17 protein-coding genes and 1 pseudogene are annotated in these 26,638 nt (G+C 55.0%); all 18 read right to left on the bottom strand.

What is annotated here, in order from left to right; genetic code table 11:
- Nucleotides 1-406: 406 nt before the first annotated feature.
- Nucleotides 407-508, bottom strand: a pseudogene (locus ACMV5H_RS17410) (RHS repeat-associated core domain-containing protein); the annotation flags it as partial.
- Between the two features lie 625 nt (nucleotides 509-1,133).
- Nucleotides 1,134-1,568, bottom strand: coding sequence for an SMI1/KNR4 family protein (locus tag ACMV5H_RS17405; RefSeq protein WP_261143006.1), 435 nt, complete (start codon nucleotides 1,566-1,568; stop codon nucleotides 1,134-1,136).
- Nucleotides 1,569-1,572: 4 nt separating this feature from the next.
- On the bottom strand, nucleotides 1,573-6,120 hold the full coding sequence (locus tag ACMV5H_RS17400; RefSeq protein WP_414822180.1) for an RHS repeat-associated core domain-containing protein: 4,548 nt from the start codon (nucleotides 6,118-6,120) through the stop codon (nucleotides 1,573-1,575).
- Nucleotides 6,121-6,132: 12 nt separating this feature from the next.
- A complete protein-coding gene (locus ACMV5H_RS17395; protein ID WP_414822179.1) occupies nucleotides 6,133-6,603 on the bottom strand; it encodes a DcrB-related protein in 471 nt (156 codons plus the stop codon).
- A gap of 65 nt (nucleotides 6,604-6,668) precedes the next feature.
- On the bottom strand, nucleotides 6,669-8,555 hold the full coding sequence (locus ACMV5H_RS17390; RefSeq protein ID WP_414822182.1) for a type VI secretion system tip protein VgrG: 1,887 nt from the start codon (nucleotides 8,553-8,555) through the stop codon (nucleotides 6,669-6,671).
- 388 nt (nucleotides 8,556-8,943) lie between these two features.
- The gene (locus ACMV5H_RS17385) at nucleotides 8,944-10,332 is read right to left on the bottom strand and encodes a VasL domain-containing protein (protein ID WP_414822178.1); all 1,389 of its coding nucleotides are present in this window, start codon (nucleotides 10,330-10,332) and stop codon (nucleotides 8,944-8,946) included.
- Nucleotides 10,333-10,392: 60 nt separating this feature from the next.
- The gene (gene tssM, locus ACMV5H_RS17380) at nucleotides 10,393-13,926 is read right to left on the bottom strand and encodes a type VI secretion system membrane subunit TssM (protein ID WP_414822177.1); all 3,534 of its coding nucleotides are present in this window, start codon (nucleotides 13,924-13,926) and stop codon (nucleotides 10,393-10,395) included.
- A gap of 31 nt (nucleotides 13,927-13,957) precedes the next feature.
- Complete coding sequence (gene tssA, locus ACMV5H_RS17375) at nucleotides 13,958-15,352, bottom strand: type VI secretion system protein TssA (RefSeq protein ID WP_414822176.1); 1,395 nt, start codon at nucleotides 15,350-15,352, stop codon at nucleotides 13,958-13,960.
- Nucleotides 15,353-15,357: 5 nt separating this feature from the next.
- Nucleotides 15,358-16,023, bottom strand: coding sequence for a type VI secretion system-associated protein VasI (vasI, locus tag ACMV5H_RS17370; protein WP_115158309.1), 666 nt, complete (start codon nucleotides 16,021-16,023; stop codon nucleotides 15,358-15,360).
- 2 nt (nucleotides 16,024-16,025) lie between these two features.
- Nucleotides 16,026-16,808, bottom strand: coding sequence for a helix-turn-helix domain-containing protein (locus ACMV5H_RS17365; RefSeq protein WP_115158308.1), 783 nt, complete (start codon nucleotides 16,806-16,808; stop codon nucleotides 16,026-16,028).
- Nucleotides 16,805-19,405 (bottom strand): type VI secretion system ATPase TssH, encoded by a 2,601-nt coding sequence (gene tssH, locus ACMV5H_RS17360; protein ID WP_414822175.1) that lies wholly within the window; start codon nucleotides 19,403-19,405, stop codon nucleotides 16,805-16,807. Before tssH ends, ACMV5H_RS17365 begins: the two co-directional genes overlap by 4 nt.
- 9 nt (nucleotides 19,406-19,414) lie before the next feature.
- Complete coding sequence (icmH, locus tag ACMV5H_RS17355; protein WP_021178397.1) at nucleotides 19,415-20,182, bottom strand: type IVB secretion system protein IcmH/DotU; 768 nt, start codon at nucleotides 20,180-20,182, stop codon at nucleotides 19,415-19,417.
- The gene (tssK, locus tag ACMV5H_RS17350; RefSeq protein WP_414822173.1) at nucleotides 20,182-21,528 is read right to left on the bottom strand and encodes a type VI secretion system baseplate subunit TssK; all 1,347 of its coding nucleotides are present in this window, start codon (nucleotides 21,526-21,528) and stop codon (nucleotides 20,182-20,184) included. The genes icmH and tssK overlap by 1 nt, the downstream gene beginning before the upstream one ends.
- 2 nt (nucleotides 21,529-21,530) lie before the next feature.
- Nucleotides 21,531-22,037 carry a type VI secretion system lipoprotein TssJ gene (tssJ, locus tag ACMV5H_RS17345; RefSeq protein WP_021178399.1) on the bottom strand — a complete coding sequence of 169 codons (507 nt, stop codon included), beginning with the start codon at nucleotides 22,035-22,037 and terminating at the stop codon, nucleotides 21,531-21,533.
- Complete coding sequence (gene tagH / locus ACMV5H_RS17340; protein WP_021804823.1) at nucleotides 22,034-23,338, bottom strand: type VI secretion system-associated FHA domain protein TagH; 1,305 nt, start codon at nucleotides 23,336-23,338, stop codon at nucleotides 22,034-22,036. Before tagH ends, tssJ begins: the two co-directional genes overlap by 4 nt.
- A 25-nt stretch (nucleotides 23,339-23,363) precedes the next feature.
- Nucleotides 23,364-24,416 carry a type VI secretion system baseplate subunit TssG gene (gene tssG, locus ACMV5H_RS17335; protein WP_021804824.1) on the bottom strand — a complete coding sequence of 351 codons (1,053 nt, stop codon included), beginning with the start codon at nucleotides 24,414-24,416 and terminating at the stop codon, nucleotides 23,364-23,366.
- The gene (tssF, locus tag ACMV5H_RS17330; protein WP_059200449.1) at nucleotides 24,380-26,194 is read right to left on the bottom strand and encodes a type VI secretion system baseplate subunit TssF; all 1,815 of its coding nucleotides are present in this window, start codon (nucleotides 26,192-26,194) and stop codon (nucleotides 24,380-24,382) included. Before tssF ends, tssG begins: the two co-directional genes overlap by 37 nt.
- Nucleotides 26,194-26,634, bottom strand: a complete 441-nt coding sequence (gene tssE, locus ACMV5H_RS17325; RefSeq protein ID WP_021178403.1) for a type VI secretion system baseplate subunit TssE — start codon at nucleotides 26,632-26,634, stop codon at nucleotides 26,194-26,196. The genes tssF and tssE overlap by 1 nt, the downstream gene beginning before the upstream one ends.
- Nucleotides 26,635-26,638: the final 4 nt, after the last annotated feature.

Below are 26,638 nucleotides of genomic sequence, written 5' to 3'. Positions count from 1 at the left end.
CGAAGAACAGCAATCTCCACTCTTAACTCCAATGTTAGCATCGGCAGCTCGCTTAAAACTGCCAGTTTTACCCATGGTGGGTCCATTTTACATTGGCATGTGGGTCATTTTTACATCGGCGCTAACACCTTCCAGGTGCATCGGGCAGAATACCTGTACTGTTAGCGAAAACATCTCCACCTATTTGCCCTCCCGGAACATAGTTTCCTAAAGCTTTTCCTTTAGACCAACCTGCGGCTTCTGCTTGTGCTTTTGTTACATAATTACCTGGTAATTTTCCTGTTGCTTTCAGGCTATTTACAGCATCATTTGCGCTTTCCGCCGTTCTATAATATTGATTGAGTAATGCTCCCTGTGCTGAACTCGCAGGGTAGATACCGCCTGATAATGAGGCATTTATAACTTGCAATCCTAACGGGTCTATCCATGTCAGCGGATTGTGAACGTAACTGTACGGATTCACTCCCCCCGCCAGCCCTATCGGGTCAGGCGTAAAATTGGATCCCTCACGCGAATCATACTACCGATTCAGGTAGTAAACTTCCGTCAGAGATGAATCATACTCACGAATTTTAATCACGCTACCGCCTTACCTTGATAACATTTATCTGCACAAAATCATTGTAAATCAATAAACATTGTAAATACAGCACGTGATTTAACCTGCTGTAATTGCCTCCCCACAACTAAGAGTTACCATTTCAAACAACACAAATTTTTAACAAGTCACACGGCTACAATCAGCATCGTACAGAGAAGATTAGTAATTCAGGAGAAGGGAAGTGTATGAACAGAACTCAGATTATGCAGACAACCACAGGCGGGTTATTTCTGAGCTGATTATCGGCAGCCAGGATATTACTCAGGCTGGATTTACACCTGGTACAGTATTTAAAATAGAACCGTACTAGGACGGACTGGTAATAACGTTGATTCTAATGACAGAGAGATTGAGCGGTTATTATTGGCAGTAGATGATTCCCCTCATGTTGGTGCTGCTCGGGCAACCACTGGCGATCAGCTTAATGCCCGGTCAGGTGGTGATTCGGGTTCAGCAGGGTAATATATTGGCGTAACAACAGATAAAAAAATAGCCGGGAAGATCTCAAGAGAACTTTCCCGGCTTTTGTTAATTATAAATCAGGATCATCAACTATTGATTCAATAAATAACTTAAATGAACTCCACACACCAAAAATTTCCGCCTCTTCATGTAAGACATAAAAATACACCTTACCAAAATCAACTTTCCTCAAAGAGATTGAATAGATACCAGAACCAGGATCATAGGCAAAAGGTAACATTTCATGTTTACTAAAACCATCGGGTAATGACTCATCTTCAAAATCATTAAACGATTCAATAATTTCAGGTATAGAATAAAATGAATTGATTGGATAAAGGCTTTTATCATCATGAACAAATGATGGTTGAGGCTGCCCACCATTATATTTTTTATAAATATCCTTCATTTCACTTGGCAAGTTAGAACCGATGATTCTTTCCAAGTTAATGATTTCATCATCAGTCGCCGGTGGTAAGAAATCAATAAAATTAAGTTCACTCATATTATCACCATGTTTTGAAAATATAACTTATACCAGTGTGTGCCTTGTATTGACTAACACCACCAACATGTGGAATTCCGCTGTGAGCCTTCTGTTGAACCAATTGCATAGTGCCTGTATTTGTTACCGGATTATAATCATCCAAGTGATGCCAGACATAACCTTTAGGAGTGGATTTTTGCCCTAAAGCCGCCATGCTAGCTTGTTCGAAATCTTTATGATAATTACCTGTATATTCGATTGTTTGGATTGGATTTACTCCGTTCTTTGAATACAAGGCGTTACTAGCGGAGTAATCTAAACCTCCATTCTTTGTGGGTTCTACCCCAGTGAATCCTTTCTCTTTCAATTTTGTTATTGGGCACGTAGCCAGTCCCAGCGGGTCAACCCACATTAATGGATTATGTACGTATGCATACGGGTTCATCCCCCCCGCCAGCCCTATCGGGTCTGGACACAAGTACTGCCCGGTATCCACATCATAATAGCGATAACGGTTATAATGCAACCCAGACTCGGCATCCGCATACTGACCCGCAAACCGTAGATTGCAAGTGACCTTATCTTCGTCGTTGGCCGCTTGTTGCCACAACTCGGTTTTACCCCAGGTACTCAAACGATCTGCCCAGACCATCTTCCCCTGTTCGTTGAGCAATTCACGTGGAGTACCCATGTGATCGGTGACGACATAATGGAGTTTGCCCTGTTCATAGCGGGCCACCGGTGCTAACGAACCAGGAGTATACAACCAGTGGATACTCTGCTCGTAGGCAACGGTGCCATCGGCATAGATAGGGGCTTCCTCTATCAGTTGATCACCACTCCACAGGTACTCATAACCTTGCACCACAGCGCTAGCTGGTCGAGTAGCTGGTTCAGGCAAATCAAACAACGTTGAAATAAATGGCTTGCTGTCAACTAACCGTAGTTTTCGGATTCGCCGCCCAAAAGCATCATAGCCATAGCGCCAACGTTCGCCTTTCGGCGTCATCAATTCCGATAGCTGATCCTGTTCATTCCAGCGGTAGCGCCACACCTGCGGCCTAAATCCTTCTTTAAGAACTCGTTTTTCAACCAACCTTCCACCCATATCGTAATGATATTGGCAGTTACCACGGGATACGACACGGCCTGCCCGCTGATGTTGTTGGTCTTGCTGTAAAGCAGCCTCAGCCCCACGTGGCATACGAGCATGCATTGTGACGTTCAGGTTGGCGTCGTAGGAAAACTGCTCAATGAGCGGCAAGACGCCAGCAAAATTGGCTCGAACTATCTGGTCATTGAGATCATATTGATACTGCGTCTTACCCCAACGCCCATCATCAATACCCACCACGTTATAGGCCCGATCATACTGCCAACTTCGGTTGACTGCGCTACCATGCAACGCAGGTGTCATCGAATCTGGTGTCACTAATTGCTGCTGGAACAAAGGGGAATTGCGTCCAGCCGCCTGGTTGGCCAGCAATCCCACTGAAGTATAATTACAGGCTTGGATAAATCCTGCGGCACTTTCGCGCACGGTTTCCCGGCCTAACTTGTCGTGTCGGAAATGTAATGGCTGATGGCCCGCAAGCGTTAACTGCGTCAGTTCCCCCTGAAGACCGTAGTCAAAATCAAGCCCGAGCTCGCCAACCAACCGAGAACTTGGCGTGCCGTTTAGCGTGTCCCACTGATGCTTAATCTCTCGTCCATTCAAGCGCTCGGCAATCAGTTGGCCAGCATCATCATAATCAAACTCAACAACGGCTTCTGCATTTTCAGCTTTTAGTAAGCGCCCCTGTTCGTCGTAGCTATAACTCACCGTTGCAACCAGCGTGGAACTCAATTTATCACTGCGCCATGTCTGTTGAGCCAAGATCTGATCACGCGGCGAGTATTGCCAACTGATCACGCGACGATCGGGGTAACGCGCCCAAATGCGTCGCCCCACAGCATCGTATTGATATTGAATGGTACGCCCGGTAAAATCGGTTTCCGCAATGACCTGTCCGGCCAAATCACGCGTATAGCGGTAAGTTTCACCTAGTGCATTGGTGACACCATCAAGACGGGTTAGCTTGTCATAGCTAAATGTCAATTTCTGCCCATCAGGACGAATAAGGCCTGTCAGCAAATCAAAACCACCGTATTCGTAACGGGTAGTTTTTCCTGCGCCATCGGTTATTGCCGCTATGCGTTTTTCACTGTCATAGGTGATCGCCTGCTTAACGCCATCAGGCAAATAAACCTGGCTGACACTGCCTGTCGGGCTAGCATGCTGAGAGCTATATGCATAACGGGTGATGTGCCCTAATGGATCTTGGCTGTCTTTTAAGCGGCCAAAGATGTCCTGATTTAATAGCGTAACACCGCCATCAGGCGCGATAATCTCACTGATTTGATGCTGCGTGTTGTAACTGTAACGCCACTCTGCCCCGTTAGGCAGGATCTGACGTACTAATGCCCCCAACTCGCCATAACGATATTCTTGCCGTAAACCCTGCGGATCAACAACACTGCAAAGTTGTCCTTCATCACCATAGATAAATTGCCAACCTTTACCATCCGGTAAGGTGCTATTCGTGACCTGCCCAAAACCATTGTACTCATAGCGATATATTTCACCCGTAGGGGTCGTAATCTGCTCTGTTTCTCCATATTGATTAAGCTGGAACTCTACCTTGCGTCCCAGGGCATCCGTTTCAGAAATTTTGTTGCCGAACGCCCATTCAGTCAAATGTTCGCGCCCCAGCGGATCAATTTCACGGATCACCTGACCATCACTGTTATACCAAAAACGGGTGCATCCTCCTTCCGCATCCAGATAGGTTGTGCATTGGGCGGCATCATCGTAGATAAAACGATCCTGGTAATGCCCGCTAGCGGTACGTGTAGACAGTACTCTGCCCTGCGGGTCATAGAGAATATAAGCGTCGGTCTTATCCGTATCATGCCAGCGGGTCATGTAACCGGCAGCATTATACTCATGATAAAGGTGGGTGAACTGGAATGTATTACATTCGACCAACAGGCCAGTCGCAGCATAACAGCATTTAACCAGCCATTGGCGTTGAACCGGTGTAATCAATTCAATCGCAACCAATTGTTGTTGCTGATAACTGAGTTCAAGTGAATAACCGTCGCTATGATCAATGCGTGAAAGCTGCCGTTCTTCAGAATAGCGAAAACGAATTTTATTACCGAAACGATCGCTGATGGTAGACAAGCGGCGAACATTCCCCTGCAGTTCGGCAAAGCTCAGGATCTGTTGTGTTTGTCGATTAAAAATATGCAATACACCACCACGTTGGCCATAGAGCAGATAATGACCTTCGTGCAGATTGATAGCCTGAACGTCATCATCGTCTTGTGGGGCATCGTATGTCAGCAACACACCCTCATGGTTGCGAAAACGAATGACCGCGTCTTCAAGGATTAAATGCTGAGACCAATCATCTGCCCATTTATCGCCAAAACTGCCAGTCAAGTGACCACTGGAACGATAGAGTCGGGTAAGCGTCAGCGGCAATATTCCCGGAATATCGATCATCGGCCACACTTGGAGGAAATCCCCCGTTGCCGCATCCACAGGCTCACCGGGTTTGGTGCATTTGTTATTACTGCAACCTTCAGATTCAGAAGAGGTTTTTGGTTTGCTGCCCTTTTTCTTCCCTCTGGGTATCGGTAGATAACTGGCGACGATAGTCACCCAGCGCAGGGCTGAATTTCGGCTATCTTTAACTTTGAAAATCTGCGCCGTTTCTGTGGTTTCCATAATGGTTGCCGCAGCGCTATTAATGTTGGCATCACAAGTGGTACGGTGCCCTAAACGGGCAATTTGTTTGCCGTTGGCGTAGACCGTTTTCGCCCCTTCCGCGATAACCGGCGGAGGACCTGGATGATCGCTACACACGATAGGATCGCCTACTCGCGCCACTTTTTTCCCTTCAAAATACACGTTGGGGGAACCGTCGATAATCGTGCCTTTGTTATCACCGTATTGCCCCATCACTGCGCCAGCCGCGGCGACACCAGCACCAACAAATCCCCCTGCTGCTGCTGCGGCTGCAACAACAACCAAAGCAGCGCCACCGGTAGCAACCACCAATGCCCCAACAGCAACGGCAGCAACCGCTCCGAGCAATATTCCGCCTAATGCCCCCCAGGTACCGAGGTCTTTCTTTTGGTGCGCAATAAAGTCACCCATACGCGCCGGAGCATCTCCCTCCGTTGCCACCTTTTTCCATCCAAGGAACTCGGCAATGGCTGTACCTGCTTTTTCGCCGACATAGCTACCCGCTTGTGCGCCAACGTAACCAGCAGCTAACCCGACGGCGAAAGGTGCCCCTGCACCACTCGCGACGGCATAAGCTCCCATACCGACAGTCACCGCACTGTTTACTTCTTCGCTCTCCATAAAGTTCAGAGCTTGTTCGTTAAAAGACTCCGCGCCGCCTTCGTTAGTATTCGGTGGTGATGCCCCACGCTGTTGTTCCATCACCTCTTGACGAACGGCAGAGCGCCCGCCAGCAGCACCTGCGCCTGACCATACTCCTTGTGCAACACTCATCGTCCGCTCCTGTTACTTTGTAGCCGTTTTTTCTGCCGTGGCCGATTCCCGCAATTGGAATGTACTCATCAACGTGGTTATTTGTTGCCGCTGTTCATCCGTCATATCTCCTGGGATCGTGGCAGTGAAAACCAACACTTTAGGAGTGACATCAAGCAACATCATTAATTGATGGATCGGCCCTTGTGGTGATGACCAACTAAATTCAGAGGTTGCCGTATCTCGGGAATCCAACACCCCATTCTCTTGATTAATCTGCTGGTAATTTTTTAACTGTTTTGACAGGCTGGATATCTCACGCTCAGCAAACTGACTGAAGGACATTCCCCATGGAATAACGTCTCTGGAAATAGTAAAGCTGATTCCGCTTTGGTCGTTATCGGCAGCACTGAGCACCAGTACACTGAGATCTTTCCAGGCGGTAGGTAACTTAATCGCACCTTCGTTAAACTGGAAAAGGGAGAGTTCATTAGGATTTGACATTATTTATCCCTAAATAATTTTTTGTTCATGGCATCCCGTTAATCAGAATGCCATTCGTAATGAGTTTACTTATTCAGATGAATAACGGGCCCACTGACAAAGATACCGTTAGCATCAAGCTGAATGCTTGAACCACCGAATTTAAGTACAATGCTACCGGGAGTCATCTTTATTTCCCCAGCCCCCACTTTCAGCGTGATGTCGTCTGAGGACTCATAAAGCTGTGTTCCTGGGCCACTCTTACCTGCTTTAGCTTTGACCTGAACCTGATTAGCACTGGTGCTACGCATGGTACAAATGGTTTCCGTCAGGCCTCCCTGCTTTACGGTTTTGGTTTCGTTACCAGCAAGAATATTTAGCGTCCGGTTACCTGATTCGACGGTAAGAGACTGATCGTTTTTAACCGTCGTACTCATATCCTTCTGGGCATGCAGAAACAGCCCCTCCCCCCCCTTGGCATCCTCGAACCGCAATTCGTTGAAACCCTCGCCCTTATGGGTCTTGGAGCGGAACGCCATCTGGGTCTTGCTGGCGGGCAACGATCCCGGCGGGATATTGTTGGCGTGATAGGTACGCCCGGTAACGATGGGTTGGTCCGGATCGCCATGCAGGAAATCAACTACCACTTCCTGGCCGATACGTGGGATGGCCAACATCCCCCAACCCTGTCCGGCCCACGGTTGGGTCACGCGGATCCAGCATGAGCTGTTGTCGTTGCTTTTACCGTAGCGGTCCCACAGGAATTGCAGGCGGATACGGCCGAACTCATCACAGTAGATTTCTTCCCCGGCGGGCCCCACCACCATCGCGATCTGTGGGCCGTCCATGCTCGGTTTTGGCATCGGCGTCGGTCGCCAGGTCTGGGTGTGCGGCAGGAAGACGAACTGGTTGCTCAGCGTGGTGCCTTGCCCACCAGACTCCTGCTCCAGCGCCTGAGGCTGGCTGCCGCTGTGCTGAATGCTCAGCAGTTGCCACTGGTGGTTCAAATCGCTACGCGGGTGGCTGGTCAGCGTAAACAGCAGCCCAGGCTGCAGGGTAAAGTCGTTACTCTGCCCTTGCCCCAGGTTGGCATCGTTGCGCAGGGCTTCCAGGCGGTAATGGGTAAAGGCCTTGCCGTGCTGTTCGTCTTTGAAACGCCCAGGGAAGTCGAAGTGTTCGTAGTCTGGCCGCTGGTTTTGCAGTTCGCTGGCCTGCTCATTAAAGGCCGCCGACCACTGCGGGTTTTTAAAGGTGTAATCCTTCAGTTCCACCACGGCGGTACGCACCTGTGCGCTGCGGGTGAAGGTGGTGACACACAACTCCAGCGCCTGAGAGGCTACGCCTGGGTTATACGGCAGCACCGCGCCCTGCGGCAGGGTGCCCACGTCATCGGTGTACACCACGATGTTTTTGCCTTCGGGGTATTCGAAGTAGTAGAACATCCCCTCTTCGGCGGCCAGCCGCTGGATGAAGTCAAAATCAGATTCCTGATACTGCACGCAGAACTCACGGGCCGAATGGGGGTTACGCAAGCCAAAGGCAAAATCGGTGATGCCGTTCTCTTTCAGCAAGGTGGTGATGATGCTTTCGATGCTCTGCTGCTGGAAGATGCGCGAGTTGCGCCGCAGCGTAGTGCGCCACAGTGCCGGGCGGATCACCATGCTATAACGAGTCTGATGCAGGCCGGTATCGCCCTGTTCAAAGCTCGCCACCATGCCGGTGATGCTGCGTTGCACTACCCCTTCACGCTTGATCACCAGCGTCGCATCTTCATCCAGCACCGCGGCAAAGTCGATGGCCGGATCGGCACTGGCCAGGCCCACGTTCAGCACGAACGGAGAGGAAAGCATCTCGGTCAGGCTGAAATCCACCACCACAAAGGTCTGCGCAGGCAGGTTCGCCGTGGAGAGCGTGAACTGCAACCCACTCGGTTCCGCGCCGCCCATCAGGGCACTGGCAGCCGAGGACGCCATCGCCGTGGCGCTGCCGCCGCTGGCAAAGTTCATCGGCTTGACGCCCGCAGATGAGGCCATGCCCGCGGCACTACCACTGCTGACAATGTTCATCGGTTTCACGCCCGCGGATGAGGCTATGCCTGCAGCGCTCCCCCCGCTGACAATGTTCTTCGGATTGATGCCTACGGATGAGGCTATCGAACCGGCCTTTTTGGCAATATCCGCCGCCTGCGATACCACCTTACCCGCCTTGCCGCCTACAGCGCCAGCCGCGGCTCCCACCATATCCACCACCTGATCGCCACTGACTGACGGCGTCTCCGTGGCCACAATGTTCTTCGGCTGTACGCCCCCCTTGGGGGCGCTTTTCTTGTCATCAGCAAACATATCTTTTCCTTCCTGGAGGTTAGCGGGCAGATGCTGCCTGCTGCGTGAGTTGGTGATAGCGACTGAGCAGTGCATTCCAGCGCTCGTCTATCTGCTTGAGCAGCACCGGTGAAGCCGGTTGTTGTTGTTCGACCGAAACCGCCAACTGCCGCAGCAACTCTTCCAGCGGCGTTTCACGGTTCAGTTCATTTTGCATCTGATAAACCTGCGTTTTCAGATAGGAAAGCGTCAGGCTGCCGCGCGTTTGTTCCTGTTCAAGCAGCTTGTCCGACAGCGCCTGCAAGCGCTGCTGCACCTGGAAATAGCTGCTGTCGGCCCGCTCGCTGCCGAGCCGCGCCTGTAGCAGCCGTTGCCAACGCTGGCTTTGGGCGATCTGCTCCTGATCGGTCGGCCACAGCTGGTTGGCCAGCGCCACCGAGGCATCGGCGGTACGCAACCCGGCCAACGGAGAAAGGTTCTCCAGCGTGTTCAGTTGCTGGCCGTAGCCGTCCAGAGTCGGTTGGGCCAGCCACAGCTGCACCGAACCTTCTGGGGTGGCGGCCAGCCCCGCCAACCGCTCCTGCATTGGTTTGACCTGCATCAGATAAGCCGCACCGGCGACCACCAGGCTGCACAGTACTCCGCCGCCAAAGCCCCAAGCCGTTGCAGCACGTTTGGCCGCTTTAGGGATGACCGGTGGTGGCGGTGCAAAACGCACTTCCACATTGGGCAACGGTTGTTCTATTGGCTGTGGCGCGGGTTCTTCGTACGCCGGAGGGGGTTCATTCGCGGCCGGTTTTGCCCCCGAGAACAAGGTGCGGATCGGCTCCGCTTCGGGCACCGAGAGATACACCATCGAGGGCATCTTCAGCGGTTGCGCTGGCGGCTGTTTGGCCGCTTCATGGGCGGCTTCCAGCCGTTTGGCGGTGTTCTGCATCAGGTACAACAGGTTTTCAATGCGTGGCACGCGTTTGAGCTCAACCTGCTGCAGTTTGTCGCACAGCAGTTGCAGCGCCCGCTCAGCGCGGTATACCAGGCGCAGGTCGTCAATGCCGAACTCATGCTGGCGCAGTTGGCTACCGACGCGGCCGTTGAACCACTCCAGTATTTCCGAGCGGGCCTGCGGCTGCTCTGGCCACAGTCGTTCCCATTGGCTGACCACCATGCCCGCCAACAGCTCGCAGCTTTCGGTAAACCCGGCCAGCCCGTGCCTTTGGGTACGCGCCAGGGCGTAGTACACCGTGGTTTGCAGATCGACTCCGTTGGTGCGGAACAGCGTCAACGCCAGCGACTCAATCAGGCGCCAGTTAACCTCTGGCCGCGCCGGGTGGTTGATCTTGTTGATCTCTTCACGAATGGCGCTGAATTCCGGCCAATGGCGCGGATCGCCGCCGGTTTGAATGATGATATTTTCTGAGGCTTCGCTCATGCGGACTCATCCTTAAAGCGTCTCTCTGCCAAGCGCGGCAGAGAGACGTGATAACAACGATTAATACAGCGTGTCTGGCAGAGTGAACTTGCTGAACAGACCGCCAGCGAACGGGTTGTCGGACTCATCCACATGGATGCAGTAGGTCATCTCGCCGCCGTCCACCTTGAAGCGGACATCGAACGAGTTGGTGCCGACGTTGGTCAACTCACCGGCGTTGATCAGCCGCAGCTGTGCCCAAGGGCCGCTGAAGGTGATGCTGCGTGGAGACTTGCCGTTTTCATCCGGAACCAGCGTTACCTTGCTTTCTACCCCGGCCCGCATGGAGTTAGGCCAAACCAGATGCACCATGTTGCTGCGGCCATGGGCGTAATCCAGCAGTTGCCCATCCAGGTTCAGCACGCTGCGGCGTTTGTTGCCGCTCAGCACCACCGGTTCGATGGCGAACTGGGTACCCAGGCCGTTTTGTGCCGAGAAGAAGGTTTCGCGGATCTTCTGCGCCTGAGCCAGCTGTTGCAGCACGTCTGGGCGGATTAACAGTTGCCCGTCGCTGCCGCTGCTCAGGTTGTTATCCACGAACGGCTTCAGGTTCTGCTGGTAGAAGCTGTCCAGGGTGCCTTTCGGGCCGAAGAAGCGTTCAAACTCGCTCAGCGGCACGTCCTGCTGCGACTTAGGATCGAACGGATAACGGCCAGCCAGGTAGGTGTGATACTGCTTCACCACCGTCTCGTTCCACTCGACCTCCAACGATTGGATGGCTTCCATCATCACTACGCGCCAGGCTTGCTCGGCCAAATCCCCGACCCAACGGTTCAGCGGTTCCGGCAGGTTTTTCGCCAACTGCTGAACTTCGAAGATCGGGTCGCTGCTGTTTTGATCCAGGCGCAGCTGTACCGCCTTCATGGCCGCTTTACCCGGTGCCGGTGAGTTTTGGATCGCCAGCAGGTAACGGTGCAGTTCGGTCAGCTTTTGGTAGACGCTTTGCAGCACGCTGCCTTTGTCACCGTTCTCCACCAGCACGGCGGTTTCCGGCGCGAACTCGCGATTGATGCGGCCCAGCAGTTGATAATCGGATTTTTGCATCAGCTCCTGGCGTTCTTTACCCTGCAACGCGTCAGGCACCGCAGGCAGCCGGGTGTTATCACTCAGCGTCTGCAAGGCACGGCGGAAAGGCTGCTCACCGCTGATCACCTGCTCGATGGCGCTGATCGCCTGCGGCAGATCTTCAAACTCACCGACCGACAGGTTATTCATCGCCGCACGCCAGGTGGCGGTATAGTCACCGATATACTGCTCGGTCACCTGCCGCTGGATCTCTTTGCGATCCGCCTCGCTATACTCGACGTTTTTGCTGAGATCCAGCACCCAGCTGTCCATCACCGTCAGATCCACCAGTTGGTCATTCTGCTTGGTGAAGTAGTTCTGCAAACCGTTGCGCGTCAGGAACTGCGGCACCACCAGCAGGCGATCGTTGTTGGAGATAAAGATGTCATCAAAGCTGGCACCGATCTGATCGCGCAGGTTCAGGGCCGGAGGCAGCGCTTCCTGTGCCTTGATGCGCAGGTTCTGGTACACCCGCTGATAAATCGACAACTTGCTCAACTCGCGCTGTGCCAGCTGGATCGGCTGGCGATAAGGGATAAAGTTCTTGATGGCAACCTGATCGCCACTTTCCCGCGCGGCACGCCAATCGGTGTGCTTGAGCGCATAGTCCAGATGGCCCATCAACTGCTGTTGCACTTCGCGCTGGCCGTTAAACTGCTGGCTCCAGCGGTCGCCCATAAATTGTTCCACCAGCGCCACGTTGCGGCCACTGCCGTCTTCCAGCATGCGCATCACACGCAGGATCTCGAGTTTCTCTTCGCTGCCTGGAGGCGCAGCATTCAACTGCTCCAACAGGCCACTCATCAACGCCGGAACAAAGCGCTGCTGCAACAGCTGCAGATAGGTGCTTTCCACATAAGGGCCGATGTTGTTGCCTTGATACAGGCCCATGTCCGCCAACAGGCTGTTGCGCTCATGGTAGTTGCCATAAGCCAGCGTGGCGTCACGGATCGGGTTTAGCAACGGCAGCTGCAGGTTGCCATAGCGATCGTCCCCCTTCGGCGTCGGGATGGAGAGGAAGGTTTTGGCCTGGGCAAGAACCTCTTGTCCGGCACGGTAGTTGCTCTGATAGTAGTATTGCCAGCAACCCCACAGCGTCAACGCCACCGCGGCGCCCACGCAGGAGAACACCATCAGGCGTTTTCTGGAGTTACGCAGCCACAGACCGTTTTCGCCCGCCAGATTCGGTTCCGCCAGCAACACCTGATTAAACAGCTCTTTGGTGAAGTACGGGGTCGTTTCGGCGACCGGCCAGGTTGGGAAGGCCTGCGGCGACAGGTGATACTGCACGGCGGCAGACTGGGTAAACACGTCATCCATCTGTCCGCGCTGTTGGGCAGAAGTCAGGTAGATACCGCGCAGCAGCGGCTGTTGATGATCGCCGCTGTAGAGGATCCCCTCCAGCAGTTGCACCACATACTCTTGCAGGCCCTGCATCTGGCGGGTAAAGCTGAACAGCTGGCTACGCTGCCCGGCATCAACGCCGTTGAGCATCATGTCTGGCATCGCGCCGTTCAACTGGGCGATCCATTGTTGCCAGAACTGCTGCAACTCTTTGCGCCACACCTCCGGCTCGGCGGCGTTCAGGCTGAATGTCACCCCCAGCACCGCTTCGCGTTGCGCCTTATCCAGCGTCTGGTACATCGCTTCAAACCCGTACAGCAGGTCCAGTTTGGTAAACACCACGTACAGCGGCAGTTGGCTATGCAGCGCCTGGCGCACATCCTGCAAACGCTGATGGAGGCTGGCAACCATGTTTTCGCGCTGAGCCTTGTTCGCCGTCAGCAGTTGATGCAGATCGACGGTGAGGATCAGGCCGTTCAGCGGCTGGCGTTTACGGTGTTCAACCAGCCAGTTCAGCAGGCTTTGCCATAGGCGGCTATTGAGCGCCGCTTTGCCCACTATGGACAGCGTTGGCTGCTCGATCAGTTCACCTGCCGGATCGATCAGTACGGCCTGTTCACCCAGCCAGCAGCGCACGCGCAGCTCACCGGCGTCTTCCACGCTGGTCAGTTCCGGGCTGGCGATTTCGGTCAGCTTGTAGCCTTCTTTGATCAGGGTGCTTTTGCCGCTGTTGCGGGTGCCAATCACCATGTACCAAGGCAGGCGATAGAGATAAGCCGGGGTATTCAGCCGCCGTTGCAGCTGCTGCTTCCAGACGCCCAGATACTGGTCCTGCTGTTCGATATCGGCCAGGATCGGATCGTCGACCTGCGTTTTGGCCTGCAGCTGCAGCTTTTCCAACTGCTGTAAACGCCGCACCATTTTGAAGGTGAGCCAGCACACCGCCAGCAGCACCACCAATGCAGTCACTAACCAGCGGCTCAGCAAAGGTTCGAACGGTTGGTAATCCTTCAGCTTCCATTCCGGCCCGTAAATCCAGACCCAAATCAAGCCGATACAGGCCAACAGCGCCAGCACCACCGGCACCGAGGCTTTGATGCGCGGAACGGCCGGTCTGGCAAAATGAATAAATGAGGGCAATTTCATGCGTTAACGCTCCTGTTCCCTTCCCTGGCCATCACGGCTTGAGCTGCCGCTGCTTGTCTGTAAGCAAGGCGATCAACGCCGGTTCCCATTCGCTTAGCTGCACTTGCTGCCCCACCTGCAACAGGTTGTGGTAGTGCTGCTGTGCCAGCGCCGTCATCCCCGCTTTTTCCAGTAACTGGGCGCTGAGCAATTGCAGGTAAAAACGGTCCCTGGGTTCGGCTTGCTGCGATTGCCGATCGATCATCTGTAACGCGGCTTCCAGTCCTTGCTGTTGATAGCATTGCCAAATTTCATCCTGTTCAATAGTGTGACCTCCCCCTTTGACACCCGTATCCTGCTGTAACCAGCTGGCAGATTCAGGGGAGAGGAATGGCATCATATCGGTAAAGTAAAGGGTGGTTAACGCCGGCATGCGCTCGATAAAGGCGCTCAGTTCGTCGCGTATGGCCTGCGCAACCCCTGCGTATCCCAGCCGAATAGCGATCTGCGCCGAAAGCGCGTGACCATCCAGCCAGTAAGGGGCCAGCGCCAGGCTCTGTTCTACCTGTTGCCACAGGGCCAGATCCGCAGTGGCCACGCGCCCCAGATAATCGGCCATGCGATCGACAGAAACGGCTGCCAGCGGCGTGCGTCCATCGGCCTGCGCTATCGGTGGCGCGGTCAAACTGCCCCAGAGGGCATGGCGACGCAGGCGGAAACCAATGGCAGCCTCGGGGTGCAGTTCACACAGCAAATCCGCCATTTTCAGCAGCGTTTGCCGCCAGGCTTTATCGCTGGAGCTATCAATGCTCAGGCTGGGGCTGATCGTTCTGCTGGCAGTGGTTGATGTCGATGCCGCACCAGACTGAGGGCGTTCTTCCTCCTCAACCACCGGTTCAACGGTGCGAGTAGGCAACCGCGCATAGCTGGTTCGCAGGCTATCCACCTCTTTCGCCAGGGCCGGTTCGTCGCTGTGCCAGACCTGGGCCAGATGTGCCAGCAAACCTTGCACATCCTGGCGTTGGGCATCCGTCGCCCGTTGGCTAAAGCTGCCGCTGGCGCTGTCAAAACGCTTGAGGATCTGCTGGGCAAAGCGGCGCTTATGCAGCGGGTTCAACGGCCAGGCGCTGGTCCAGAAGTTCTGCACGTAGGCGGTCAGCAAGGAGATCGCCAGCATCAGGTCGCCCGGCTCGCCGCCGTGCTGCAAGGTACGCAGCAGGTGCACCACCAAACGGAAGTCTTTGCTTTTTTGCGACAGCAGAGCCATCGCCTGCTGCTGAAGGTCATCAATATTCAGCGAGCTGTGGGTCAGTGAACCCACTTTGACCATCTGGCTGTCGATATGCTCCCATTGCGGATCGTCATCGGCCAACGCCTTGGCGGTCTGCTCGGGCGTCAGCGGCGTCAGCAATAATGCATGCCAGGGATGTTGTGACGTGCTATCCATAGTCCTCACCAGTGGCAGGCGTTACGCAGCGGTTTCAGCGCTGGCGTTAACTGCGAAATATTAAATGTCAGACGGGGTAACCCGCCGTTGGTACCGTCGATCGTCAGCGTCTGCGCCGACATCAACCGCTTGATCTCATCAATACCGGCCAGGCCCCGGCTGGATTCCAGCAGATAGCCGTTTTCACGCAGGAACCACTGCACGTTAAACCGGTCGCTATCCGCCGTTAGCGTCACCGCACCGTCTTTTTGCGGACCGACCAAGGCGATCTGCAAACGGGTAATGTTGTCGATGCAGCTCAGCATCAGCACCGGCCGCGGTGGTGGCACACCAATCGCTGGCGTGGTCAGCACCACCTGCGGGTTGTTGCCCTGCCCTTCGCTTATCAGGAATGCCGTCGAGTGATCGCGGCGGCCTTTTTCCTGCGCCATGGCTCGCTGCCAGGCTGGCCCGGCCTGTACCTGACCAGGATTGTCGCCGCTGGCCGCTGACAACGCGTTGTCGTAGCAGTCCAGACGCACCAGCGGCGAGCTTTCACTGCGGCAGTTCATCAGCAGCGCCAACTGATGCGCATCCCCTTCAGGCTGCGGCAGCGAAAGGCCGCTTAGCCACTCGGTGGCTGAATGGCTGCCGGAAAGCAGTAACGAACCGATCAATAACAACGTATTCATAGCTAACACCTGTATTTCGCCAACTTGTAACCCAGGGTGCGCGGCGTGATCCCCAGGCTGTCGGCGATGCGGTTTTTGTCATTGCCGTACAGACGCTGGCGCTGCGTCAGTACCGCGGCTTCAAACGCCTCCACCGCGCTAGACAGGTCATCTATCTTGCTGTAATCGCGTGATAGCTCTGGCGAGGTGGAAACGTCGGAGGTGCTCAGCGAGACCATCAGCTCATCCAACTGTTTTTCACGCACCTTGAACATCGATCGCAGCTGGACCAGTTGCGATCGCAGATGCTCTACCTCTTGCAGCTTGTTGAGGCGGTGCTGAAAAATCTGGCAATAGATAGAGAACATGCCCCGGCTGTCCACAAATCGATCGATATCCTCGGCAAACACCGCAATCACCCCGCAGGCCCGCCCCTGAAAATCAAACAGCGGTACGCCATACATGCTGCAACCGTTGGGCAACGCCTCAACAAAGCCACGAAAGCCGTCATCTTCGATGCGCACCCCGCGATTGAGCGCGTACCAGACTTCGGGCGCGCCATTACGCAGCACCCGCACCAAGGGGTGGTTGGTGTCTTCGATATCGGCTTCCAGCTTCACCGTAGCGCGCCGGTTGGCATCAGAGAGGCGGAGGCATTCCAACTGCCCCTCGCTGGCGTTGAACATCGCCACCATCAAGCCGTCGAACCCGTGACGGTGGTGATCCAGCGTCAAAAAGCCATGGACCAAATGCTCGACCGAATCGTTTTCCAGCAGCGCCAGTAAGCATTTCAGCCGTTGCCTCATAGCGCCTCCTCGACCTGTGCGGTAAACGCATTTCCCTCCGTGGCAATGCGGATATGGCTGATTGCCGTACCTGCCGCCATTTTTTGCAATAGCAGTAGGGAAACCGGCGGCAGCAACGCCCCGTCGATAATCGATTCCAGCATGCGCGCCCCGTTCTCGGCACGGGTGGCACGCAACAGGATCTCTTCGATCACCTCAGGCTCAATCACCACTTCGGCGTTAAAACGCTGGCGCAACAGGTTATCCAGGCGTTTGAGCTTGCCGTGGATGATGGTTTGCAGCGTGTCCTTGCCCAGCGGCAGGTAAGGCACCACTTCCATACGCGCCAACAGGGCCGGTTTGAAGAAGGCCGCCAGCTCGGGATAAAGCAGTTCACCCAGCAGTTCCGGCTGTTCGGCGTGATCGACAATGGTCTGATAGCCCAGGTTGGAGGTCAGGAAGAACACCACGTTTTTACAGTCGATGATGCGGCCTTCGCCGTCGGCCAGTTCACCCTTGTCGAACGCCTGGTAGAACAGGTTGAGCACGTCGGGGTGGGCTTTTTCGACTTCGTCGAGCAGCACCACCGAATAGGGTTTCTGGCGGATGGCTTCAGTCAGCACGCCACCTTCGCCATAGCCCACATAGCCCGGTGGTGAGCCGATCAGGCGCGAAACGGTGTGTTTCTCCTGGAACTCGGACATGTTGATGGTGGTGAGATAGTGGCGCCCGCCGTACAACAGCTCGGAGATCTGCAATACGGTCTCGGTTTTACCCACGCCGCTTGGCCCCACCAGCAGGAAAGCACCCATTGGGCGACCCGGACGGCGCAAATCGGCCCTGGCGGTCAGCAGATGCTGATGCAGGCAGTGGATCGCGGTTTCCTGGCCTTTGATCTGTTCGCCAAGATACGTTGGCAGCTCGGTGACCACCGACAGTTCACTCTGCGACAGGCGGTTTAACGGCACGCCGGTCCACTCGGCGATCACTGCCGCGATCTGATGTTTATCCACGTGTGGAGAAACCAGGGTCTGATGCTGTTGCAGTTGTTCCAGCTCGGCACCCAGCGCAGCCAGATTAATAACCTGTTCTTCCGTCGCGTTTTCTTCCTGCGTCAGCAGATCTGCCCGCAGGGCGATGATCTGCTGCACCAACTGCTGCTGGGTTTGCCAACTGGCATTCAGGTCCGCCAGTTGCTGTTCGATCTCAGCGCGCTGTTGCTGCAACACCGATAAACGCTCATCCGGCTGGCTCAGGTTGAGGCGCTGTTCACGCTCCAACATCTGGATTTCCATCGCCTGCTGGTGCAGCTGCGTTTTCAGTGCCGATACCTGACGCGGTGCCGAAGTCAGGTTGATCGCCACCCGCGCGGCGGCGGTATCAAGCACGTCGATAGCCTTGTCCGGCAGTTGGCGGCCAGAGAGATAGCGATCGCTGAGCACCGCCGACGCCTGTAGCGCCTCGTCGTCGATCAGTACGCCATGCGCCTTCTCATAGATGGTGCGCAGGCCGCGCATGATCACCGTGGCCTCTTCGGCACTCGGCTCAGAAACCTTCACCAGTTGGAAACGGCGCGACAGCGCGGCGTCTTTCTCAAAATACTTTTTGTATTCGCTCCAGGTGGTGGCGGCGATGGTTTTCAGCTCACCGCGTGCCAACGCTGGTTTCAACAGGTTGGAGATATCCAGGCCACCCTGCTGATTACCCGCGCCGATCAGCGTATGGGCTTCATCAATAAACAGGATGATCGGCGTGGCCGACTGGGCAACTTCCGCCATGATACCTTTGAAGCGCTTTTCGAACTCGCCTTTTACCGCCGCACCGGCCTGCAACGCGCCGAGATCCAGCGTCATCAGTTCGCTGTTGCACAGCTTTTCCGGCACCTGGCCGTCCACGATACGCAGCGCCAGGCCTTCGATCAGAGCGCTTTTACCCACGCCTGCCTCACCCACTACGATCGGGTTATTCTTGCGGCGGCGACACAGGATATCGATCATCAGGTCGATTTCTTCATCGCGGCAAAGCACCGGATCTAGCGTGCCTTTACGGGCCTGCTCGGTCATGTTGCTGGCATAGCGCGCCAGCAAACTTTCGCCATTGGCGACAGCTGCGGTTTTATCGCCCGCTTTCGCTACCCGAGGGGCTTCTGCGGAATCGGCGGTCCAGTCAGCAAAGTTCTGGCGCAACAGTTCGCGATTCACCGGGGATAACAACCGGCTGGCCGCCGGTGTGAGATAACGCATAGGGCTCAGCAGTAAGGTCAGTAACATCACCCCGCCGCGCAGCTGGCTGTGATCCATTTCAGCCGACGCCAATAGCCAACTGTCCTGCAACCACTCCACCAGCAATGGGGAGAAGCTGGGATAAGCCTGAGTGACCGACTGATAGCCGGAAATACGTTGATCGAGTGACTCACGCAATGCGTCAGTGTCCACGCCAGCATGATTAAGGATCACCCTGACGTCGCTTAAGGGGCTGGCGACCATCTGCATTAATACCTGCGAGACCGTCACTTCCGCTTCCTGCAGGCTGACGCAGTGCGCCGCCGCGGCCTCCAGGGCATGGCGGGCGATGGGATTAAGGCGGTTTACCAGCGTGGGCAAGTCAATTTGAATCATCTGTGCTTCCTAGCTCAATAAATTGTTTAGCTGCTGCAAAATATCCTGAGTCTGTCCATGTAACTGGATGGCATAGAACAGGTAAATCACCGTCAACAGGCCTAAGCCACCCCATAGCAGGTGCTTGATGGTCAACCGTTTACTCAGGTAATAACGCCCGCCGGTGCGGCTTTGTTTCTGGTGCAAGACGGTCGCAGGCGCTTCACCGCGCAGCTGTTGCAGTTGGTGATGCAGCCGACGGAACAGCCGTTCAAAGTCATCGCTGTTTTGCAATGTCACCTTGTAGCGGCCGCGATAACCCAGGCAGAAACACAGGTAGATGAACTCCAGCAGATCCTGATAACGTTTGGGTTCGCCCATCAGGCGTTCCAGCAGGACGTACACCTTCTCACCGCCCCAGGTTTCGTTATGGAAATGCACCAGCAAGGACTGCTGCAACCAGCCATTTTGCGTATTCCAACCGTGCCCCAACGCCGTCTCATCGATAAAGGTACAAAGCACGTAGCGGAACGAAACGATCGCCCCTGGCTCGTAGCCTTTGGTTTGCAGGAACTGCTCAATGGCGCGGATATCCGTTACCACCTGCTGATAAAGCTGGTCTGGCAGCGGCTGGTTTTCCATATCTTTCAAGCGCAGCACCATGCCGAGTAACGGCGTGGCGGCGTCCACCATCGCATTCAGGCTCTCGCCGCGCAGCGGGAGCTGATATTGCCGATACGAAGTGACGGTTTCCGTTTCGGGCAGCGCGGGGTTATCCGTGACGGCATGCATTTTCATTAGCTGCTCCTAATCGCCCAGAACTGCATATCCAGTTCAGGGAAGTCACCCGAAACGTGGAAGGCAATCGCATTGCTTTGCAGGACCTCTTTCCAGGTCGGGCTTTGCCGATCCAACATGAAGTAGGTATAGCCGGAATGGTAAGGCAGTTGACGCGGGGCGGCAGAGAGCGCCACCAGCGGTACACCAGGCAGTTGCAGGCTAACCAGCTCACGGATTTTCTCCAGCGAGGTGATCTTGGTTTGCTGCACGAATTGCCGCCGCAGCTGTTCCTGCGGGATCTGCGCCCGAACGGCCAGCACAAAGTCAGCGCTGCGCAACAGATCGCTATCGTTGATCGTCCCCACACGAATGCCGTTAGGCTGTGGATGCAGCTGTACCGAGATAGCACGCGGTGTCAGCACCGTGCTGAGCGTTTGGCGCATCGCCAGGAACAGCGGCTGGAAGCAATCGGTCAGGTTGTCATGGTTATAAACGATGAAGCTGCCTGCCAGACGTGATTCGTCGGTAAAGGTGCGCAACTCGCCACAGGTTTGCACCAGGTGGCTATAAAAATCCTGTGGGTGCAGCACCGCCTGATGAGACAGATGGGTGAACAAAGGCTGCATGCGGTTAAACACCTGCAGCATCATGAATTCGGCCACGTCGGCAATCCCCTGCTGGCCCGGCGAACCGATACGTTTGGCCAACAGCCGGGCGCGCTCCACCAAGGTACCCTCCACTTCATCCATAAAGTCTTTCAACTGTACGGAGGCGTGCAGGGTGGTGCAGGTAGGAATAAATTCTTCATCCAGGATCAGCGAGCCGTCCGGGTGCTTCTCTTTAATGCGGCAGACCGGCAGCACGGAATAGGCGCTGAGATCTTCGGAGCCCTGCATCAAACGCGGTGCCAACTGGGCCAGCAGCAGCTGGCTGACATCGCCGCCGTCGGTATGCAAATCGCGCACGTCATCGGTATGTTCGGCGTAGCGGATCGCCCCAGGCAGTGGGCTGTGCGGGCTGGCAACCTCATTGATGGTGTCGTTGAGCATCGGCAACGCCAGATAGATATCGCGGCTGGCGGCGTCGTTGCAGTTCAGTACGTCCAGCGGCTTGGGCGCGCAATCCTGATAAGGAATATCAAACACCGTGCCATCGGCCATGCTGCCGCTGGCGTTGGTCAAGCCGATACGCCCCAGCTTGAGCAGTTCCTGATTGATCTGCAGCGAGTGGAAGCCATAGGCGTAATTGGTCAGCGCGGTGATGCGGCGCTGCAGCTGATAATCGTTATGTCTCTGTTGCTGTTGAAAGTGTTGTGGCTTAATGAACAGGCCTTCGCGCCAGATCACCCGATTCTTGGTCGGCATGGTTATTCTTCCTCTTTCCTTAAGTCGATTTCATCCGCTTTAACGTGGATCAGCACGCCGTAGTTATGACCAACATCTTTGATCTTGATGATTTTTTTCCATTCAGCGCGATCAACGTCGGCATAGTAGGCAATCACCCCCAGATAGTGGGTCTTCTCTTCCAGCTCAATAGCGGGTAACGGTTTATATTGGCTCGGCAGCAGGGTGTATTCCTGATGGTCGATGTAGTTCTTACTGAGCGTTTTCTTCAGTATTTCCGTGTCGAGCTGGTCGTAGTCGGCGGCCAGCAGTTTGGAATCATCGCTCAGGTACACCACCGCAATCTCGGTCGGCGCGGCCTCGCCTTTCTCATTGGGGTTGATATTCGCGTCCGCCAGCAGCGTCAACCGCAGCGTAGAAGGCTGCTCGGTAGCGCGCTCCGGCTTCTTGTTTTTCCATATCGTGCAGCCTGACAGCATCAGCACCAGGCATAGCGCAGTCGTCAGAAAGTATCCTCTGCCACCTTTCATCGTTCGCTGTCCTTCATCCCCTGGCGCAGCGCCTGGTCGTAAGCCTGTTCATACACTTCGCCAAACAGCTTTTCGAAGCCCTGCTGGCGGCTGGAGGCCAATTCCTGGTAGTAGTTTTTGTACATTTCCCAGGCCCAGGCGGAGTCTTGTTCCTGGCGCTCGTTGCTGCGCATGTAATGGCTAAAGCGCGTCAGCAGTCGCTCTGGGGAGAAGGCTTCCAGCATGGTGCTCAACGCCTGGGCAATCGCCTGTTGGTTGGCCTGATGGTGCAGGCGCAGGTTATGCAGGCTCTCGGCCACCGCCGCCGGGGCGGAAAGGTGGACCGGGCTTTTTTGATCGGCAAACAGCAGGCTGAGCGTGGTGTCGTAGTCCATATTCAGACGCAGCGGGTTATCTTCGATTGGGCGCAGATGTTTGTCCCGCAGGCCGTGTTGGCTGCGCTGCAAAGCCAATAACCCTTCAATGGCAGCCCTGAGCGTTTTACCGGCTTCTTCGAGGAAGTCATTGGCCTCCTGGCTGTTGCGGATTGGCAGTTGCGCGCCAAAACCCCGCATCAGCGGCGTGATCGCCACGTGCTGCTGTTCCATCTTGCTGTCTGACGGTGCCTGCTGGCCGGAAAGAAAACTGCTGATTTGCGGCAGATCGATAAACTCCTGATCCATGGCACTGTCCTTGGTGATATCAGAAAGTGGAGAAGAGAACAGCGGATCGCGGTAGCGATCCTGTTGTAATGATTGATCGGCACCGGTGAGGGTGCTCAGAGGTTCGTGCATCGTCAGGCTTTCGGTTTCCAATACCCGCAGCGGGTCGTGGCTGAAACCGTTAGCGACCGTGGCGGCCAGGCGGTTGTCCTGCTCATGATGGGAAGGCTGCGCATTGCCTCCTTCCATCATCGCTTCCAGCGGGTTGCTGTAGCTGGAGACCAGCGATTCCGGCGAAACCATCAGCGGATCGATCATATCGGCGTTCGAGCGGCTGATATGGCTCTTGATGGCCAGGTTGCCTACGCTGATCTCGTCACCTTGCTGGATGCGCACCAAACCGGAGTTGGCCGTCAGCATCGACTGGTTAATACTCACCGCACCGTTGAGCACCCGCAGGCAAAAGGACCCATCCCGCCATTCAATGGCAAACTGTGAAGGGCTGATATTGCCGCCCTGATCTTGAATAGACCAATGATGGCTGCCGTCACTGCCCACCACCCCACCCTGTGCATTAAACAGGCTGCTGGCCGGTTTGCCACTTTCCAATCTGTCGCTATTGACGACTCGCAATGATAGCGTCGGTTGCTGTTTATCCATGATCTCTCTTCCTGAATCTTGATTGTCATTCCATAACGCTAATGGTTACGTGGGGCTGTTGCTCGGGTTCCCCGAGGAAGCTGGTCCAGCCCAGCAGGTTGTTTTGTTCTGTCCCCAGGATCATGCCGCCCACCTGCTGCTCTGCCAGACCCAGGCGTAAATCCCACGAAAACTGGTCGCGCATAATGAAAGCCACAAACATCTCTAACGGCTCGTAATTCTCCCCGTTAGGTAAAAATGACAAGAACTGTTCACGCGTCAGTTGGTTAAGGCACAACTGATATTTGCCGCTGCGATCCGCCACCTGCGATCCCAGCGAGAAATTGACGCCCAGCACCGATTTCCCCTGGTATTTCTGGCCGCTGACCTTCACCCTGCCGCCCAGGCGGTTCTGCTGCTCCGGGGCGATTTTGACCTTGCGCAGCTGCCAACTTTGCAGCGTCACATCCGCCAGGTTGAAACAGTGTGCCACCAGGCTGCAAATCACTTCCGGTGCCCGCCCAGGGCTGGCCAGCAAGCCGGCATAGGCCAGCATTTTGCCGTGGTGGATACGCAGTTTTTTGCGGATCGCCTCGTTACTTAATCCCACTAGCGCAAACATGCGCTGCGAGACATCATCGTTACCGCCCTCGTCAAAGCAGATGTAGTAGCGGTATTTGCGCCAAATCTGATGCAGCAGCGTTAACAGCCGGTGGTTGAACACGTTGAGAAAATCCGTCAGGCGGTTTTCGTTCTGGGCATCTTCCCAGGCCAACGAGTCCAGGTAATAACCGGGCAACGGCGACTGGCTGCCATGCAACCCAAGGAAAGAAACTTCCAGCTCAAACTGGCCGCGAGCGGAAGTCTCCAACGCGATCACGTCACGGGTTGGAAAAGCCAGGCTGGCGGTCGATTTAAAGCGGATTGCCTCATCGGCTGGCCTGGATGAACCCGGGGATTTTTGCCACGCTACCGCCATTTGGTTGAGCAGCTCGACCAATTGGTAAAAGTTATAGCGTGACACATCCAGCACTGGCTCAGGCGGTACGCCTTCACCCGCGCTTACATCAATGCATGTTGACCCGTCTGTACCGGCCATTGGTAACATTCCTGATTATCAAGATTGATGACTTTCAAAAGGTGGAACGAGTTGACGCTGGCATACAGGGAGAAGAAGCGTGCCAACACCGTACCAAACAGGTAGAGCTCACCTTCAGAACCAAAAGCGCTTTGCTCCAGCCAGAGGGTGGTTTGCAGACCTCTGACCGGTAAACCCCGGAACAACCTGTCGATCGGCTGGGTTTCGATACGCGAAATCGCGTCCAGTTTTTTTTGCGACGACCGAGCGGATTGCCGGTTGTGTACGCTGGGGAAATCATAGGTTTGCAGGATCTGTTTTAACGAATCCTTGTCCAATAATGACATGTAGTTCAATGACATATTGGACAATAAAGACCATTGCAGGCTGCCATCCAACACCGGATACAGCGGTACCGAAGGCCGGGTAATATTACGGAAGGTGGCAAAGGACGGGCCTGCTTGCGTCCGTTGGCAGATATCCCCCACGCGGAGCGCCAGCGGTAATTCGCGGTTGGTACAGGTCATGCTGACCGACACGTTTTCTTGCGACAGCGCTACCTCCGTCTCATCACTGCGCACAAAGGAGATGTAATGCTCAAAGCCCTTACGGAACAGCGAGTTTTTCACCCGCAGGCGGTAATAGAGCATGTTGCGTTCCTGCGCAGGTTCCACCTGATGATGGAAACTTTCAAACGCCGGGTAGCTTCTAGCCTGCCCCCGCCCGCTGCCCTTGGGATCTTTGCTTAACCAGCTCTCCACGCGATCGACCGAGAAGATCTCGTAGCGTTCAGGATGATGGTAACTGGCGCACAGTGGATATTCGGTTTGTGTGCCATCCAGGGCTATCGCCTCGCTATCGCGTTTGAACAGGTTCACCGCAGGGGTGCAGTTCAGGCGCAGGGTGGTTGGCCGTATCTTCACCTCAGGAGGCAATGGCTGGGAGAAATGCAGATTGAGGGTGAACTCGCTGGCTTTCAGATGCGCGGGGAAATCCACCACGCCAGCCACGTCAAAGAACAGGAAGCCTTCCGGGAAACAGAAATACTCCTGCAGGATACGGTAGCCGACATAGGCGTTTTTCGGGTAAGGCAATAGCGCATCTTCGCGCTCAAAGCCCACCGGGTTGAAATCAAAGTCCGGCATCGGAATAGTAATGCCGTTGACCACCAGGTCGGCCCGTTCGAAATAGTGACTGATCCAGAAATAGAGCTGGGTACTGGTGTAACCGTCCTCACCCAGATAGAAACGCAGTTTATCGAGCCGCATTTCCTGCACGTTCAACTCCGCCTTGGCGCCGAAGTGAATGCTCAATATCCCCTGTTCGTTGCTGTTGTTGACGGCGATATCCTGGATACCCATCGGGAACAGCCAGACATCCCGGCACAGCGTGAAGCTGCACTGGGGGCCGTGTGTTTCGCTGTCGTTTTGCAACGCGCCACGTTCCGCCCTTTGCGCAATCGGGACGCTCTCGATCTGGCTACCGCGCTCGATCAACGTCGCTTCAGTGAGTGCACTGCTGTTCGGCGTGTATTCGACGATGGTCATGCTGGGCACTGGCCGCAAATAGTTCGGCCACAGCATATTCAGCAGGCCGTGTGTCAACTCCGGAAACTGGTCATCGATCTTTTCGCGCAGGTTGCCGGTCAGAAAGGCGAAGCCTTCCAACAGGCGCTCAACGTCCGGATCGGAACCCTGTTCGGATAAAAAGGCAGCAAGATGCGGCCGTTCGATTGCGGCATCCCGCCCTAATTGCCGGAGGTAATCCAGCTCATCCCTGAAGTACTTTTCGAACGACATTATGCTTCCTGGTTTAGGCAGTAACGGCGGTTGCTGTCCAATTGGATATTGAACTCAACCACATCGCCGATATTGTCGAAATCAACTTGAGCACTGATATGGAAACTCAATAACAGTGGGTCCCCCTGATCCACCAGGGATTGAACGGCAACCTCGGAAATTCTTGGCTCGTAGCGTTCAATACACTCCTTGATGGCCTGCTCAATACTCTTACGGAAATCAGACGTGGTTGCCGTGGCATCATTGAGATCAATAACCCCCAGGCCTGCAGCACTTTGGCAGGCTCCGGGGCGCGAATTGAGGACTTCGTTCAAATGCTGCTTGATTGAGATTAATAGCTCTTGAACACGGCTATGTGAGGAAGGGCCTAAGCCCTTCCCCTGGATACGCTCAAACAAGCTGGCAGAACTTCCTCGCTCCCAATTAAGAAGCGCAGCCATGGCC

This window comes from Serratia sp. N21D137 (assembly GCF_047530005.1).
In the GTDB taxonomy this organism is placed as follows: Bacteria; Pseudomonadota; Gammaproteobacteria; order Enterobacterales; family Enterobacteriaceae; genus Chania; species Chania fonticola_B.
This window is presented reverse-complemented; position numbering and strand designations above follow the sequence as displayed.